Consider the following 15,482-nt stretch of genomic DNA (forward strand, 5'->3'; position numbering starts at 1 on the left):
CAGCATCAGTGGCGTCCTCGCATCAGCAAATACAGGAAGAAAGGTGCACCGAGAAACGCAGTAACAATCCCGATTGGCAGTTCGGCTGGCGCCAGCGCCAGGCGAGCGATCAAGTCGGCAAACAGCAACAAGGTGGCCCCCGCCAGTACCGAAGCAGGCAACAGCACCCGGTGATCAGGCCCCGCCAGCAGTCGTACCAGATGCGGCACCACCAGCCCGATAAAGCCAATCATGCCTGCCGCTGCCACAGCGGCCCCCACCCCCAGGGCCGTGCAGAACACCAGTTCGCGCTTCAGGCCTTCAACGTCGATGCCCAGGTGATTGGCTTCGGATTCCCCCAACAGCAGTGCATTGAGCGCATTCGCCCGCCGGGGCAGCCACAGTGCGACCCCCACCGTCACAATCAACAGTGGCCACAGCCGTGCATAGCTGGCGCCATTGAGACTGCCCAGGTTCCAGAATGTCAGAGTGCGCAAGGTCGCGTCATCGGCGAGATAGGTAAACAAACCCACAGCAGAACCAGCCAAGGCTGTCAGGGCAATGCCCGCAAGCAACATCACCGCCACATTGGTCTGACCGTTGCGCCGGCCCAACCGATACACCAGCGCCGTCACCCCCAAACCACCGATAAACGCACACAGCGACAGCAGGTACGGGCCCATCACTTCCGGCAACCCGCCAAAAGCAGCCCCGCCGACAATCGCGATCGCCGCCCCGAGGGCGGCGCCACTGGATACGCCGACCAACCCCGGATCGGCCAGCGGGTTGCGAAACAACCCCTGCATGGCTACACCTGAGAGCGCCAGCACGCCACCCACCGCCAGCCCCAACAAGGTTCGCGGCAAGCGGATCTGCCCCAGGATCAATTCGGCCTGCTCCAGGCCTTCACCCGCAATCGGCACCCCGATCAGGCGCAGTGCCGCGCGCAAGGTGTCAAACAACGGCAGGCTCACCGGCCCCAGCGCCAGCGACAGCCAGATCGACAACAGGCACAACGCGCTCAAACCTGTAAACAGGGCCCGGGGTTTAACCAACGTCCTCATTGGCTGACCGGAGCCGCGGGATAGAACTCAGCCGTCAGTTGCTTCAGACGTTCCGGCAGACGCGGCCCCAGGCCACCCACCAGCAGCGTCGGGTCCAGCTCATAGACACGGCCATTTTTAGCGGCGCGTATAGATGCCAATACCGGGTTTTCTTTCATAAGCGCTTTGCGCGCCGCCTCACCGGTCAGGCTGCGATCGGCAAATACCAGCACTTCAGGGTTGAGCCCCGCCAGCGCTTCCACCGAAAACGGCTTGTAACCGCTGTGGGTCGCCAGGTTATGTCCCCCCGCTTGCGTCAGCAGCCAGTCCGCCGCCGTATCTTTGCCAGCAATCATCGGTTTACCACCGGCATGGCCCAACAGTAGCAATACCCCGGGTGCCTGATGACTGGCTTGTGCGGCCTTGACCTGCTGTTGATGCTCTTCCAGTTGCTGCTGGTAGTCCTTGAACACTTGCGCTGCCTGCGCCTCATCCCCCAGCAGGCGCCCCAAATGCTGCAAGGTGCCCTCAAGGCTGGCAAGGTCTGCCTGGGCCGAAAACATCTCCACCGGCACACCGGCACCGCGAATCTGCAACAACACCGCGGCCGGGCCCATTTCTTCAGTGCCGATCAGCACATCCGGCTTCAGGCTCAGGACACCTTCTGCCGAGAGTTGGCGCTGATAGCCGATACTGGGCAGCGATTTGAGTGATTCAGGATGCTGGCTGGTGGTATCGACCCCAACCAATTTAGACTCCGCACCCAATACGCTGACCCACTCCGAAAGCGCTCCTCCGGCGCTGACCCAACGTTGTGGCAACTCGCCAGCCAGGCTGACATGACTGATCATAAGGCCTGCACAGAACGTAATCAGGCGGGTACTCAGGCGCATACAGAGGCTTTCCTTGAATAAAGAGGGCTCACAATTTTCACGCTGTGAAAACAGCACATGCAGAGCAAGCCGCCATTTGATAATTGTTTGCATTTGCACGTCAACCTGTTAACCCGCTCTGAAACCCGTCATCGACTCAACCGTTTAGCTGTTATTAAGGATTGTCATGAAGTTTTTATGCTCATCGCACGCACTGAGCGAAGGTACCAGCCGTGGCTTTGAGCTGGATGAAGTGCGGCTGCTGATCACTCGCCGGGAGGGCCGGGTGTATGCCTACAAAAACCGCTGCCCCCATCGCGGGGTGGCACTGGAATGGCAACCCGACCAGTTTCTCGACCCCAGCGCCAGCCTGATCCAGTGTTCAACCCACGCAGCATTGTTCCTGATCGAAAGCGGGGAATGCGTGGCCGGGCCTTGCGCGGGACAATTTCTGACAGCCCTTGACTGCCGTGAAGACGGCCAAGGGATCTGGATTACACCGCAAGCCTCAGAGGATGACGCCTAGACGGCGATCAACCACTACAGCATCCGATGTCAGGCTGACCCCATATGCCAGCACCTGCACCCCGGCCGCCACAGCCTCGCGCAGGGCAGCGGCATAACCCGGGTCGATTTCTTCAGCCGGACGCACCGCATCGATCCCCGTCAGGTTGACGCAATACAGCTGCACCGCACGCACGCCTTCCTTCGCCAGGGTCGCCAGCTCGCGCAGATGCTTGGCGCCACGCTGGGTCACGGCATCCGGAAATGCCGCGACACGGGAACCGTCAAACCCCAGGGTGACACTCTTGACCTCGACATAGGCAAAGCCCTGCGGGTACTCAAGGCGAAAATCGATGCGACTTTTTTCCTGCCCGTAAGGGACCTCGCGCTTGAGCGCGGTAAAACCCTCCAGCTCGGTAATCACCCCGGCCAGCAGCGCCTCTTCGATCAAGTGATTGGCGCGCCCGGTGTTCACGCACGCCAGCCGTCCTTGCGGGGTTTGGCTGATTTCCCAGGTACCCGGCAACTTGCGTTTGGGGTCGTTGGAACGACTGAACCACACCTGACCACCCTCGACCATGCAATTGAGCATGGAACCGGTGTTCGGGCAGTGGATGGTCATCAACTCGCCAGCGCTGGTTTCGATATCCGCCAAAAATCGCTTATAGCGCTTGATCAGGCGCCCTTCTTCCAGTTCAGGTGAAAAACGCATCAGCCCTTCCAGCTCTTGAGGCCACGGGCAATCCGCTCAACAGCTTCCTGCAGGCGTGGCAAATTTTGGGTATAGGCAAAGCGTACGTGATGCCCGGATTTGTAACGGCCGAAATCCAGGCCTGGGGTAAAGGCGATGTGCTGGGTTTCCAGAAAATGCTGACAAAACGCGAAGGCATCACCGCCAAACGCGCTGATGTCGGCATACAGGTAAAACGCACCTTCAGGCTCAACCGCAATGCCAAAGCCCAGCTCGCGCAAGGCCGGCAACAGGAAATCGCGACGACGGCCAAACTCGGCCCGACGCTCTTCCAGAATCGCCAGGGTCTGCGGTTCGAAGCAGGCCAATGCTGCGTACTGGGCCATGCTTGGCGCGCTGATATAGAGATTCTGTGCGAGTTTCTCCAGGTCGGCCACTGCCTCAGGCGGCGCCACCAGCCAGCCCAGGCGCCAGCCGGTCATGCCGAAATACTTGGAAAAACTATTAAGCACAAACGCGCTGTCATCAACTTCCAGCACACTCGCCGCATCACAGCCATAGGTCAGGCCGTGATAGATCTCATCCACCACCAGATGCCCATTGCGGGCCTTGACCGCTGCAGACAGGGCTGCCAGTTCGTCACGACTCAACAGTGTGCCGGTCGGATTGGCCGGGGACGCCACCAACGCGCCTACGCTGTCCTGGTTCCAGTGGCGTTCGACCAGTTCGGCTGTGAGTTGATAGCGCACATCGGGGCCTACAGGCACCAGTTGGGCCGCCCCCTCTACCAAACGCAGGAAATGTCGGTTACATGGGTAGCCTGGGTCTGCTAGCAACCAGTGTTTACCCGGATCAACCAGCAGGCTGGAAGCCAGTAACAGGGCACCAGAACCACCGGGCGTTATAAGAATTCGCCCGGGGTCGATATTCAAGCCATAGCGCTGCCGGTAAAACCCGCTGATCGCTTCACGCAGTTCCGGCAGGCCACGGGCGGCGGTATAACGGGTTTTGCCGGCGGCCAGGGCAGCCTGGCCGGCAGCAATGATCGGCTCGGCCGTGGTGAAGTCCGGCTCGCCGATTTCCAGGTGAATCACATCGTGCCCGGCAGCCTGCAACTCATTGGCCCGCGCCAACAACGCCATCACGTGGAACGGTTCGATTGCGCGGCTGCGCGCACTGTATGACTGAGCCATGAGCCTGCCTTCCTGGGTAAGCAAAAAGCCGATTCTACCCAAGCAGTGCTATAAGAGAGAGCTAATTACGGTCTTAGCCCACTTGCCGATAGAACCAAACAACCCGGCCTTTAGTCATAGCTCGACTAAAATTATTAATTAGCCACTAATCTCAAGCACCACAGGCTCTGCACACATACCCTGAGAACGGGCTGGACATGCGGGAGTAGCGCAGCCCGATTTGATCTGGTAAGTTCGCCCGCTTGCAGCCGCAGGGCCGGCAGGTGTCGGTGATGTTGCAATCCTGCGCAATGGATTAGAAGAATGAGAGGCGGTCCATTTCATGCCCACACAAGCAAAGCAACAGAATACTCAACTTAGCGGCTTCGAACCCTACGTTGAAAAGAAGGGTGAAGAGTACATGGGCGAGCCCATGCGTAAACACTTCACCAAGATTCTGCAAAAGTGGAAACAGGACTTGATGCAGGAAGTCGACCGCACCGTTGATCATATGAAAGACGAAGCGGCAAACTTTCCTGACCCATCCGACCGCGCGAGCCAGGAAGAAGAATTCAGCCTGGAACTGCGCGCCCGCGATCGCGAGCGCAAGCTGATCAAGAAAATCGACAAGACGCTGCAACTGATTGAAGACGAAGAATATGGCTGGTGCGAATCCTGCGGCGTCGAAATCGGTATCCGTCGACTCGAGGCCCGCCCTACTGCCGACATGTGCGTAGACTGCAAGACCTTGGCTGAAATCAAGGAAAAACAAGTCGGCAAGTAATCGCCAACTTGACCAGATGGGGCGTGCGAACGCCCCATTTTTGTTTGTGAAATTTCAGTGCCCTGCGTGGGAGCGGGCTTGCTCGCGATAGCATCACCGCGCCAAAGGTTCAAAACCGGGTTGCCCCATCGCGAGCAAACCCGCTCCCACAAGAAATCGGCCCACGTCCATGACTGCACCCTCCTATATCGGGCGCTTCGCCCCAACGCCCAGTGGCCATCTGCATTTTGGCTCGTTGGTCGCCGCCCTTGCGTCATACCTCGATGCCCGCTCCGTAGGTGGCCGCTGGTTGCTGCGCATGGAAGATCTCGATCCGCCGCGGGAAATGCCCGGCGCCCAGGCCGCGATTCTCGATGCCCTTGAGCGCTACGGTTTTGAATGGGACGGCGAACTGGTCCGTCAAAGCGAGCGCCACGAAGCCTATGCGCACGTGCTAAACCGACTGTTCAGCATGGGCCTGGCCTACGCCTGCACCTGTTCACGCAAACAGCTGGAAGGTTACAACGGCATTTACCCCGGCTTTTGCCGCAATGCCGGGCACTCAATGGATAACGCAGCCATCCGCATTCGCGTCCCTGAGCTGGAATATGCCTTCACCGACCGGGTTCAGGGCGAGTTCCGCCAGCACCTGGGGCGCGATGTCGGTGATTTCGTGATTCGTCGCCGCGACGGACTCTATGCCTACCAATTGGCGGTGGTGCTCGATGATGCCGCCCAGGGTGTGACCGATATCGTGCGTGGCGCCGACCTGCTCGACTCCACCCCGCGCCAACTTTACCTGCAAGAGTTGCTGGGTTTGTCACAACCGCGCTATCTGCATGTGCCACTGATCGTGCAGCCTGATGGCCACAAACTCGGCAAATCCTATCGCTCACCGCCCCTGACCCCGGAGCAGGCCACCCCGCTGCTGCTGCGGGCCCTGCGTGCTCTGGGTCAGAAAACAGAGCAACACCTGAACGACGCTACCCCGCGTGAGGTGCTGGATTGGGGCATTGCCCACTGGAACGCCGCCAATATCCCACGCACACTGACCCTCGCCGAGGCGCAATTACGCTGACAGCCCTTGCAGGTTGCCAGCCATCCGTTACCATCGCCGCACGTTTTTGGGCATGCGGCCTGTAAAAGTGAGGGCGGGATGTATATCTATCGATTGGTCCTGTTGCTGGTTGTCGGGATCTACCTGTTTTCTCCCGCCATCATGGATTGGTGGATCGATGCGACAGGCGCCTGGTACCGGCCCTATCTGCTCTGGCTGATTCTGATCGTTGTGACCTTTATTCTGCAGAGCCAAAAAGATGCCGATGAGCTTTAGCCTGACCCAGATGATCCTGATCAGCGCCGCCTACCTGCTGGTGCTGTTTGGCGTGGCCTGGATCAGTGAACGCGGCATGATCCCGCGCGCAATCATTCGTCACCCGCTGACCTACACCCTGTCTTTGGGCGTTTACGCCAGTGCCTGGGCGTTCTACGGCACAGTGGGGCTGGCTTACGAATATGGCTACGGCTTTTTGTCCAGCTACCTTGGGGTTTCCGGGGCTTTTCTGCTGGCGCCTGTGTTGCTTTACCCCATTCTAAAAATCACCCGCACCTACCAGCTCTCATCGCTGGCCGACCTGTTCGCCTTTCGCTTCCGCAGCACCTGGGCCGGAGCCCTGACCACGATTTTCATGCTGATAGGCGTGTTACCGCTATTGGCCCTGCAAATCCAGGCCGTGGCCGACTCCATCAGCATCCTCACCCGCGAGCCGGTGCAACACCGCGTAGCCCTGAGCTTCTGCGCACTGATCACCCTGTTTACGATCTTCTTCGGCTCTCGGCATATAGCCACCCGTGAGAAACACGAAGGCCTGGTATTCGCCATTGCCTTTGAGTCGGTGATCAAGCTGATCGCCATTGGCGGTGTGGGCCTTTACGCGCTTTATGGCGTGTTCGATGGCCCGCAACAGCTGGAAGTCTGGCTGCTGCAGAACCAGACCGCCCTCGCCGCACTGCACACACCGCTTCAAGAAGGGCCATGGCGCACCCTGCTGCTGGTATTTTTCGCCTCGGCCATTGTGATGCCGCACATGTATCACATGACCTTCACCGAGAACCTCAACCCGCGCGGGCTGGTCAGCGCCAGCTGGGGCCTGCCGCTGTTCCTGTTGCTGATGAGCCTGGCCGTGCCGCTGATCCTGTGGGCCGGCCTCAAGCTGGGCGCCACCACCAATCCGGAATACTTCACACTCGGTATCGGTATTGCCGCCAACAGCAAACCCCTGGCGCTGCTGGCTTATGTGGGCGGGCTTTCGGCCTCCAGCGGGCTGATTATCGTCACCACCCTGGCGCTTTCGGGCATGGCCCTCAACCACCTGGTGCTGCCGCTTTATCAACCGCCCGCCGAAGGTAATATCTACCGCTGGCTGAAGTGGACCCGCCGCGCCCTGATCGTTGCCATTATCATGGCCGGCTACGGCTTCTACCTGCTGCTGGGCGCCGAGCAGGATCTGGCCAACCTCGGCATCGTGGCCTTTGTCGCCACGTTGCAGTTTTTGCCGGGCGTGCTCTCGGTACTGTACTGGCCGACGGCCAACCGACGTGGCTTTATTGCCGGTCTGCTGGCCGGGATACTGGTGTGGATGGCGAGCATGCTGTTCCCGCTGATCGGCAACTTCCAGGGCTTCTATATCCCGTGGTTGAACATGATCTATGTGCTGGACGATACCAGCTGGCACATGGCAGCCATCGCCTCGCTGGCGGCCAACGTGCTGATGTTCACCCTGATTTCCCTGTTCACCAACGCCAGCCCTGAAGAAGCCAGTGCCGCCGAAGCCTGTGCTGTGGATAACGTACGCCGCCCGCAACGTCGCGAGCTGCACGCGGCCTCCCCGCAGGAGTTCGCTACTCAGCTGGCCAAACCTCTGGGCGCCAAAGCGGCGCAAAAAGAAGTCGAACAGGCGCTGCGTGACCTTTTCCTGCCTTTCGATGAACGTCGCCCCTATGCCTTGCGACGCCTGCGCGACAGGATCGAAGCCAACCTTTCCGGCCTGATGGGCCCCAGCGTCGCACAAGATATGGTCGAAACCTTTTTGCCCTACAAGTCCGGCGGCGAAAACTACGTTACCGAGGACATTCACTTTATCGAAAGCCGGCTTGAGGACTACCACTCACGCCTTACCGGGCTGGCAGCCGAGCTCGACGCCTTGCGCCGTTATCACCGCCAGACCCTGCAAGAGTTGCCGATGGGCGTGTGTTCACTGGCCAAGGATCAAGAGATCCTGATGTGGAACAAGGCCATGGAAGAGTTGACCGGCATCCCGGCCCAGCGCGTGGTGGGTTCGCGCCTGGGTACCCTGGGCGATCCATGGCGCGAGTTGCTGCAAGGTTTTATCGACCTGCCGGACGAACACTTGCATAAGCAGCACCTGGCCCTTGATGGCCAGACCCGCTGGCTCAACCTGCACAAAGCCGCCATTGACGAGCCGCTGGCACCGGGTAACAGCGGCCTGGTGCTGCTGGTCGAAGACCTGACGGAAACCCAGATGCTCGAAGACAAGCTGGTGCACTCCGAACGCCTGGCCAGCATTGGGCGGCTGGCGGCAGGGGTGGCTCACGAAATCGGCAACCCGGTCACCGGCATTGCCTGCCTGGCGCAGAATCTGCGCGAGGAACGCGAAGACGATGGCGAATTGACCGAAATCAGCAGCCAGATACTTGAACAGACCAAACGCATCTCACGCATCGTCCAGTCTCTGATGAGCTTCGCCCATGCCGGCAGCCATCAACACAATGACGAGCCCGTCTGTCTGGCCGAAGTAGCCCAGGATGCCATTGGCCTGCTGGCCCTGAACCGACGCAATTTCGAAGTGCAATTCTACAACCTGTGCGACCCGGACCACTGGGTCGACGGCGACCCGCAGCGGCTCGCCCAGGTATTGATCAACCTGCTCTCCAACGCCCGCGACGCGACGCCTGCCGGCAGTGCCGTACGGGTCAAGAGCGAGGCCAGCGAGCACACCGTCGACCTTATCGTGGAAGATGAAGGCACTGGCATTCCGCAGAACATCATGGACCGGTTGTTCGAACCGTTTTTCACCACCAAGGACCCTGGCGAAGGTACAGGTCTGGGCCTTGCACTGGTCTATTCCATCGTTGAAGAGCATTATGGACAAATCACCATCGACAGCCCGGCTGACATTCACAGCCAACGCGGAACCCGTATCCGGGTGACACTACCGCGTCATGTCGAAGCGACGTCCGCTGTGAACTGAGACCGTCGAGAGAACCGAATCAATGCCGCATATTTTGATCGTCGAAGATGAAACCATCATCCGCTCCGCCCTACGCCGCTTACTGGAGCGCAATCAATACCAGGTCAGCGAGGCTGGCTCGGTGCAAGAGGCGCAGGAGCAGTTCAGCATCCCGTCGTTTGACTTGATTGTCAGCGACCTGCGCCTGCCCGGCGCTCCGGGGACCGAGCTGATCAAGCTTGGCCAGGGCAAGCCGGTGCTGATCATGACCAGCTATGCCAGCCTGCGCTCGGCCGTGGACTCGATGAAAATGGGCGCGGTGGACTACATCGCCAAACCTTTTGATCACGACGAAATGCTGCAAGCGGTGGCGCGCATTCTGCGTGACCGGCAAAACACCCAGAGCGCGCCGGCCGAACGCCCTGCCAAAGCAGGCACCGCTGACAAAAACACGGTGGATAACAGCAACGGTGAAATCGGCATCATCGGTTCGTGCCCGCCAATGCTGGACATGTACAGCAAGATTCGCAAAGTAGCGCCCACTGACTCCAATGTGCTGATCCAGGGTGAATCCGGCACAGGTAAAGAGCTGGTAGCCCGCGCCCTGCACAACCTGTCGCGCCGCGCCAAAGCACCGATGATCTCGGTCAACTGCGCGGCCATCCCGGAATCCCTGATCGAGTCCGAACTGTTCGGCCACGAAAAAGGCGCGTTTACCGGCGCCAGCGCTGGCCGTGCCGGTCTGGTTGAAGCGGCCGATGGCGGCACGCTGTTCCTCGATGAAATCGGCGAATTGCCGCTTGAGGCCCAAGCCCGACTGCTGCGCGTGCTGCAGGAAGGCGAGATTCGCCGGGTTGGCTCGGTACAGTCGCAAAAGGTCGATGTTCGCCTGATTGCCGCGACCCACCGCGACCTGAAAAGCCTGGCCAAGGTAGGCCAGTTCCGCGAAGACCTGTACTACCGCCTGCACGTTATCGCGCTCAAGCTGCCTGCGCTGCGTGAACGTGGCGCTGACGTCAACGAAATCGCCAACGCCTTCCTCGCCCGCCAAAGTGCTCGCGTGGGTCGCACCGACCTCAAATTCGCCCCCGATGCCGAACGGGCGATCAGCCATTACTCATGGCCGGGTAACGTGCGCGAGCTGGAAAACGCTGTTGAGCGCGCGGTGATCCTCTGTGAAAGCCCGGAAATCTCGGCTGAACTGCTGGGTATCGATATTGAACTGAGCGACCTGCAAGACGATGACTTCATCGGCCTGGCCCCGCAGCAGAGCATCAGTAACGGTAACACCAGCCTTGATCCCACCGAGGACCTGTCACTGGAAGACTACTTCCAGCACTTCGTCCTTGAGCATCAGGACCATATGACCGAGACCGAACTGGCTCGAAAACTGGGGGTCAGCCGCAAATGCTTGTGGGAGCGACGTCAGCGTCTGGGAATCCCGCGACGCAAAACCGGCGTGCCAAGCGAGGGCTAGGTAACAGCGCCAGAGGTAACCAACTGTTACCTCTGTTAAATCACGTAACAAAAGCCGGGGCTTACGGTAACGATGACCCGGCTTTTTTTTGCCCGGAAAAAGGCCAAAACCCTGAAAACCCCTTATTTTGCTGGGCCGCACAAAAGTTGGCACGCACCCTGCTATATGTATTCGTACAAGAACAATAAGAATCACAGCAGCACACAATAAAAATAAGACGTATCGGCTCACGCATAACAAGAACAACACGGCGGAGGCGCAGCTAACTGATTGTTTTGGAGAGGTGTTGTAAATGGGGCTTGCCCCGCGACCAGGCAGAGAACAACAAAAACTGCACTTAAAGCAGAGCCTGAACTGGTTGGATCATTGATCACATCAACGCAGCGACCAAAGCAATCCGTTTGCTCTTATCTCCCGATTGGGAGGGTTGCACAGGCAAGACCTTTGTAACCAGGGCGATTAACAAAAACAAAAAGCCCGCAATCAATAATAAAAATAGAGCACGCAACTAATTCTGGGGGAGCTTCGGCTCCCCTTGTGGTTTCTGCGATTTAACAAATCCCCTAGCAACCGTCTAAACCGCGCCTCTTACAGCTATTTATGCTTACGGCTTGCAGCTTCGCTCGCAAGAGCGGCTAAGCGTCCTACACCATCCCCTGACTAAATGCTAGAATCCCCGCCCATCATGCGGTCATTCTTCGTTTTGGCCGAACATTCCTTCAAACAGTGCATCCCATGCTGAAGAAGCTGTTCCAGTCATTCCGTTCTCCCAAGCGTCGTACGCAACAACTGCGCAGCACCCCTGAAGTGCTCAACAGCAGCCAACACTCGCTGCAACGTGCCCAGTTCAGCCGCTACGCGGTCAATATCGTCGAACGCCTGCAGAACGCCGGTTACCAGGCCTATCTGGTTGGCGGTTGCGTACGCGACATGCTGCTCAATATCACGCCAAAAGACTTTGACGTCGCCACCAGCGCCACGCCCGAGCAAGTGCGCGCCGAATTTCGCAATGCGCGAATCATCGGTCGTCGTTTCAAGTTGGTGCATATCCACTTTGGCCGCGAAATCATTGAAGTCGCGACCTTCCGTGCCAATCACCCGCAAAACGACGAAGAGGAAGACAGCAACCAGTCCTCGCGTAACGAAAGCGGGCGCATCTTGCGCGACAACGTCTACGGCACCCTTGAAGAAGACGCCCAGCGTCGTGACTTCACGATCAACGCCCTGTACTACGACCCGGTCAGCGAGCGCATCCTCGATTACGCCAATGGCGTACACGATATCCGCAACCGCTTGCTGCGCCTGATCGGCGACCCGCAACAGCGCTACCAGGAAGACCCGGTTCGCATGCTGCGCGCCGTGCGCTTTGCCGCCAAGCTCAACTTTGGTATCGAAAAGCACACCGCCGAACCAATCCGCGAACTGGCGCCGATGCTGCGGGAAATCCCTTCCGCGCGCCTGTTCGAAGAAGTGCTCAAGCTGTTCCTCTCCGGTAACGCTTCCGACACCTTCGAGATGCTGGTTGACCTCGAGTTGTTCGACCCTCTGTTCCCGGCCAGCGCCGAAGCACTGGAGCACAACCCGACCTACACCCACACCCTGATCAGCGAAGCCTTGCGCAACACTGATCTGCGCATCAAACAGGGCAAACCGGTGACCCCGGCCTTCCTGTTTGCCGCCCTGTTGTGGCCCGCGTTGCCTGCACGCGTATTGCGCCTGCAAGATCAAGGCATGCCGCCCATTCCTGCCATGCAGGAAGCCGCCCATGAACTGATCGCCGAGCAATGCCAGCGTATTGCTATTCCCAAGCGCTTCACCATGCCGATTCGCGAGATCTGGGACATGCAGGAGCGCCTGCCGCGTCGCAGCGGCAAACGCGCCGACATGTTGCTCGACAACCCGCGTTTCCGTGCCGGGTATGACTTCTTGCTCTTGCGTGAAAGCGCCGGCGAGCAGACCAATGGCCTGGGCGAATGGTGGACCGACTATCAGGACGCCAATGACAGCGGCCGCCGCGAGATGATCCGCGATCTGAGCAACGCCAAGGATGACGGTACCGGTCCTGCACCGCGCAAACGTCGCCGTACCAGCGGTGCCAAGCGTAAACGCAGCGCCGCAGCGGACGAGTAAGCGATGGAACGCGTCTACATTGGAATGGGCAGCAATCTGGCTGACCCGGCGGATCAATTGCGCAGTGCTGTCCAGGCCCTGGCGCAATTGCCGGACTCCCGACTCATCGGGGTTTCAGCATTTTATCAAAGCGATTCGCTGTTGCCTGGCCAGCCGCGCTACACCAATGCCGTAGCGGCCATCGACAGCTCGCTGGCGCCGCTGGACCTGCTCGATGCCCTGCAGGCCATCGAACTGGACCAGGGACGCGAGCGTCAAGAGCGTTGGGGCCCGCGCACTCTGGACCTGGACATCTTGCTATTCGGCGATCGCCTGATCGACGAGCCCCGCCTTAAAGTTCCGCACTACCACATGCACGCCCGGCCTTTTGTGCTGTATCCGCTGGCCGAACTGGCGCCAGCATCGCTGAAACTCTCCGATGGCCGCACGCTCGCGCAATTGCTCGATGACTGCCCATTTATCGGGCTTGAGCGAATCCCCTCTTAAGCTGAATCGAATCAATACCCGGGTAACACCATTGCGGTAACACCCGGAATTGACTTCCAGTGCCCTCGTCACGACTATAGGCATCCCGCAGCCATCCACAGGATGGTGCAATGTGAAAAGCAGGCTTTATAAGCGCCCTCTATAAAGGTGTGCCTGTTCATAACGATGAATCACACGCGTTACTCGCAGTGGTTACCACACTGCCTGACGAGGATCCTTTTCATGCCAGCTATTACCCTGACCACCCTGCAAGGCCTTAAGCAAAAAGGTGAAAAAATCACCATGCTGACGTGCTATGACGCCACCTTCGCCCACGCCTGCAATCAGGCCGGTGTTGAAGTGCTATTGGTAGGCGACTCCCTGGGCATGGTTCTACAAGGGCATGACAGTACATTGCCTGTGACGACCGCTGACATGGCCTACCACGTGGCCTGCGTCAAACGCGGTAACCAGGACGCTCTGATCCTGGCGGACATGGCCTTTATGGCCAACGCCACCCTGGAACAAAGCCTCAACAACAGCGCGGTGCTGATGAAGGCCGGCGCGCATATGGTCAAGGTCGAAGGCGCCGTGTGGCTGGCCGAGTCGATCCGGGCCATGACTGAACGCGGCATCCCCGTGTGCGCGCATATGGGCCTGACCCCGCAGACCGTGAACGTGCTGGGGGGTTACAAGGTACAAGGCCGCAACGAAAACCAGGCGCGCCAGATGCGTGCCGATGCCATTGCCCTGGAACAGGCAGGGGCGGCCATGCTGTTGCTCGAATGTGTACCCAGCGAACTGGCAAAAGAGATCACCCACGCGGTCAAGATCCCGGTCATCGGCATCGGCGCCGGCAGTGACACCGACGGCCAGGTCCTGGTGCTGCACGACATGCTGGGCCTTTCACTGACCGGCCGCGTGCCCAAGTTCGTGAAAAACTTCATGAGCGGCCAGCCCGATATCCAGTCCGCCCTGCGCGCCTACGTCACTGAAGTCAAAGCCGTCAGCTTTCCTGCTACCGAACACGGATTCTCTGCATGAACACAGTTAAAACCGTTCGCGAACTGCGCGCCGTCATCGCCCGCGCACGCCGTGAAGGCAAACAGATAGCACTGGTCCCGACCATGGGCAATCTGCACAGTGGCCATGGCGCACTGGTAACCACCGCCGCACAACAAGCCGATTTCGTGGTGGCGAGCATTTTCGTCAACCCGCTGCAGTTTGGCGCCAACGAAGATCTGGATACCTATCCGCGCACCCTGGCAGCCGACCAGGAAAGGCTTCTGCAGGCAGGCTGTGACTTGCTGTTTGCCCCGACCGTTGAAGAAATGTACCCCAACGGCATGGACGGCCTGACCCGTGTTACTGCTGCCAAATTAAGCAATGAACTGTGCGGCAGCCGTCGCCCGGGGCATTTCGATGGTGTGACCACCGTGGTCAGCAAGCTGTTCAACATGGTTCAGCCCGACCTGGCGATCTTTGGGCAAAAAGACTACCAACAGCTGGCAGTCATTCGCGCAATGGTCAACGATCTGAACTTCCCGATCCAGATCATCAGCGAACCCACCGTGCGCGCCGAAGACGGCCTGGCCCTGTCCTCGCGCAATGGTTACCTGAGCGAAGAGCAGCGAGCCCTGGCGCCAGCCCTGTACCGTCACCTGAGTGAAATGGCGCGCGCCATCGAAGCCGGTGAGCGCGACTACCCGGCCCTGGTGCGCCAGCATCTGGCGCAAATCGAAGCCATTGGTTTTCGTCCGGACTACCTGGAAGTGCGCCACGCACAGACCTTGCTACCGGCGCAGGCGACTGATCGCGACCTGGTAATTCTGGTTGCGGCCTTCCTGGGTGCCACCCGTTTGATCGACAACGTACATCTTAATCTCGACAGCGCGCTCTGACAGAGTCGCCTGTGCGGAACCGCGGAATGACCCGCACTCCATAAAGAAACACTGAAACGTTTCACCTGCTGTGACGTAACTGTGACAAAAGTTACTTCTCGGTGTCAGACAAAGCCAAGACAGAAGCAGGCGCGAAGGTTACTGTAATCGCCCTGCTTCCAGTTAACGTGCAGAATCAGACCGACCGAACGCCTGAACAAGAAAAACCAGGCGCAGGTGTTTTCAGTGTCCAAAG

General features: G+C 59.1%; 14 protein-coding genes. 10 read left to right on the plus strand and 4 right to left on the minus strand.

Annotated elements, in window-relative coordinates:
* Nucleotides 1-5: 5 nt before the first annotated feature.
* Both FHL07_RS19180 and FHL07_RS19185 read right to left on the minus strand, forming a co-directional pair.
* The gene (locus tag FHL07_RS19180; protein WP_169917069.1) at nt 6-989 is read right to left on the minus strand and encodes a FecCD family ABC transporter permease; all 984 of its coding nucleotides are present in this window, start codon (nt 987-989) and stop codon (nt 6-8) included.
* Nucleotides 990-1,039: 50 nt separating this feature from the next.
* Entirely contained in the window at nt 1,040-1,915 is an 876-nt protein-coding gene (locus FHL07_RS19185) for a heme/hemin ABC transporter substrate-binding protein (protein WP_138738790.1), read from the minus strand.
* 166 nt (nt 1,916-2,081) lie between these two features.
* On the opposite strand from FHL07_RS19185, the gene FHL07_RS19190 reads away from it, so the two are divergent.
* Nucleotides 2,082-2,420 (plus strand): Rieske (2Fe-2S) protein, encoded by a 339-nt coding sequence (locus FHL07_RS19190; protein WP_138738791.1) that lies wholly within the window; start codon nt 2,082-2,084, stop codon nt 2,418-2,420.
* On the opposite strand, the gene sfsA is transcribed toward FHL07_RS19190, so the two are convergent.
* Both sfsA and FHL07_RS19200 read right to left on the minus strand, forming a co-directional pair.
* On the minus strand, nt 2,403-3,110 hold the full coding sequence (sfsA, locus tag FHL07_RS19195; protein ID WP_133144029.1) for a DNA/RNA nuclease SfsA: 708 nt from the start codon (nt 3,108-3,110) through the stop codon (nt 2,403-2,405). The two genes, FHL07_RS19190 and sfsA, sit on opposite strands and share 18 nt — an antisense overlap.
* Nucleotides 3,110-4,282, minus strand: a complete 1,173-nt coding sequence (locus tag FHL07_RS19200; protein ID WP_095002570.1) for a pyridoxal phosphate-dependent aminotransferase — start codon at nt 4,280-4,282, stop codon at nt 3,110-3,112. Before FHL07_RS19200 ends, sfsA begins: the two co-directional genes overlap by 1 nt.
* Before the next feature lie 322 nt (nt 4,283-4,604).
* Here FHL07_RS19200 and dksA point away from each other — a divergent pair, with 322 nt between their 5' ends.
* The 9 genes from dksA (at nt 4,605) to panC (ending at nt 15,247) form a co-directional block, all read left to right on the plus strand.
* Entirely contained in the window at nt 4,605-5,045 is a 441-nt protein-coding gene (dksA, locus tag FHL07_RS19205) for an RNA polymerase-binding protein DksA (RefSeq protein WP_016783419.1), read from the plus strand.
* Between the two features lie 169 nt (nt 5,046-5,214).
* A complete protein-coding gene (gluQRS, locus tag FHL07_RS19210; protein ID WP_095025613.1) occupies nt 5,215-6,102 on the plus strand; it encodes a tRNA glutamyl-Q(34) synthetase GluQRS in 888 nt (295 codons plus the stop codon).
* Nucleotides 6,103-6,180: 78 nt separating this feature from the next.
* The gene (locus tag FHL07_RS19215) at nt 6,181-6,357 is read left to right on the plus strand and encodes a hypothetical protein (RefSeq protein ID WP_003176118.1); all 177 of its coding nucleotides are present in this window, start codon (nt 6,181-6,183) and stop codon (nt 6,355-6,357) included.
* On the plus strand, nt 6,341-9,295 hold the full coding sequence (locus tag FHL07_RS19220) for a sensor histidine kinase (protein WP_165446546.1): 2,955 nt from the start codon (nt 6,341-6,343) through the stop codon (nt 9,293-9,295). Before FHL07_RS19215 ends, FHL07_RS19220 begins: the two co-directional genes overlap by 17 nt.
* A gap of 22 nt (nt 9,296-9,317) precedes the next feature.
* The gene (locus FHL07_RS19225) at nt 9,318-10,751 is read left to right on the plus strand and encodes a sigma-54-dependent transcriptional regulator (protein ID WP_095002567.1); all 1,434 of its coding nucleotides are present in this window, start codon (nt 9,318-9,320) and stop codon (nt 10,749-10,751) included.
* Between the two features lie 735 nt (nt 10,752-11,486).
* On the plus strand, nt 11,487-12,881 hold the full coding sequence (locus FHL07_RS19230; RefSeq protein WP_095002566.1) for a polynucleotide adenylyltransferase PcnB: 1,395 nt from the start codon (nt 11,487-11,489) through the stop codon (nt 12,879-12,881).
* A gap of 3 nt (nt 12,882-12,884) precedes the next feature.
* Nucleotides 12,885-13,367, plus strand: coding sequence for a 2-amino-4-hydroxy-6-hydroxymethyldihydropteridine diphosphokinase (gene folK / locus FHL07_RS19235; protein ID WP_095002565.1), 483 nt, complete (start codon nt 12,885-12,887; stop codon nt 13,365-13,367).
* Nucleotides 13,368-13,589: 222 nt separating this feature from the next.
* The gene (gene panB, locus FHL07_RS19240) at nt 13,590-14,390 is read left to right on the plus strand and encodes a 3-methyl-2-oxobutanoate hydroxymethyltransferase (RefSeq protein WP_095018772.1); all 801 of its coding nucleotides are present in this window, start codon (nt 13,590-13,592) and stop codon (nt 14,388-14,390) included.
* On the plus strand, nt 14,387-15,247 hold the full coding sequence (gene panC, locus FHL07_RS19245; protein ID WP_095002563.1) for a pantoate--beta-alanine ligase: 861 nt from the start codon (nt 14,387-14,389) through the stop codon (nt 15,245-15,247). The genes panB and panC overlap by 4 nt, the downstream gene beginning before the upstream one ends.
* Nucleotides 15,248-15,482: the final 235 nt, after the last annotated feature.

Source organism: Pseudomonas sp. FSL W7-0098, assembly GCF_005930585.1.
In the GTDB taxonomy this organism is placed as follows: domain Bacteria; phylum Pseudomonadota; class Gammaproteobacteria; order Pseudomonadales; family Pseudomonadaceae; genus Aquipseudomonas; species Aquipseudomonas bubulae.

Bases quoted from the DNA above. Each gene is read 5' to 3' on its own strand.
- FHL07_RS19185 (WP_138738790.1), bottom strand. From the start codon at position 1,915: ATGCGCCTGAGTACCCGCCTGATTACGTTCTGTGCAGGCCTTATGATC.
- FHL07_RS19190 (WP_138738791.1), top strand. From the start codon at position 2,082: ATGAAGTTTTTATGCTCATCGCACGCACTGAGCGAAGGTACCAGCCGT.
- sfsA (WP_133144029.1), bottom strand. From the start codon at position 3,110: ATGCGTTTTTCACCTGAACTGGAAGAAGGGCGCCTGATCAAGCGCTAT.
- FHL07_RS19200 (WP_095002570.1), bottom strand. From the start codon at position 4,282: ATGGCTCAGTCATACAGTGCGCGCAGCCGCGCAATCGAACCGTTCCAC.
- dksA (WP_016783419.1), top strand. From the start codon at position 4,605: ATGCCCACACAAGCAAAGCAACAGAATACTCAACTTAGCGGCTTCGAA.
- gluQRS (WP_095025613.1), top strand. From the start codon at position 5,215: ATGACTGCACCCTCCTATATCGGGCGCTTCGCCCCAACGCCCAGTGGC.
- FHL07_RS19215 (WP_003176118.1), top strand. From the start codon at position 6,181: ATGTATATCTATCGATTGGTCCTGTTGCTGGTTGTCGGGATCTACCTG.
- FHL07_RS19220 (WP_165446546.1), top strand. From the start codon at position 6,341: ATGCCGATGAGCTTTAGCCTGACCCAGATGATCCTGATCAGCGCCGCC.
- FHL07_RS19225 (WP_095002567.1), top strand. From the start codon at position 9,318: ATGCCGCATATTTTGATCGTCGAAGATGAAACCATCATCCGCTCCGCC.
- FHL07_RS19230 (WP_095002566.1), top strand. From the start codon at position 11,487: ATGCTGAAGAAGCTGTTCCAGTCATTCCGTTCTCCCAAGCGTCGTACG.
- folK (WP_095002565.1), top strand. From the start codon at position 12,885: ATGGAACGCGTCTACATTGGAATGGGCAGCAATCTGGCTGACCCGGCG.
- panB (WP_095018772.1), top strand. From the start codon at position 13,590: ATGCCAGCTATTACCCTGACCACCCTGCAAGGCCTTAAGCAAAAAGGT.
- panC (WP_095002563.1), top strand. From the start codon at position 14,387: ATGAACACAGTTAAAACCGTTCGCGAACTGCGCGCCGTCATCGCCCGC.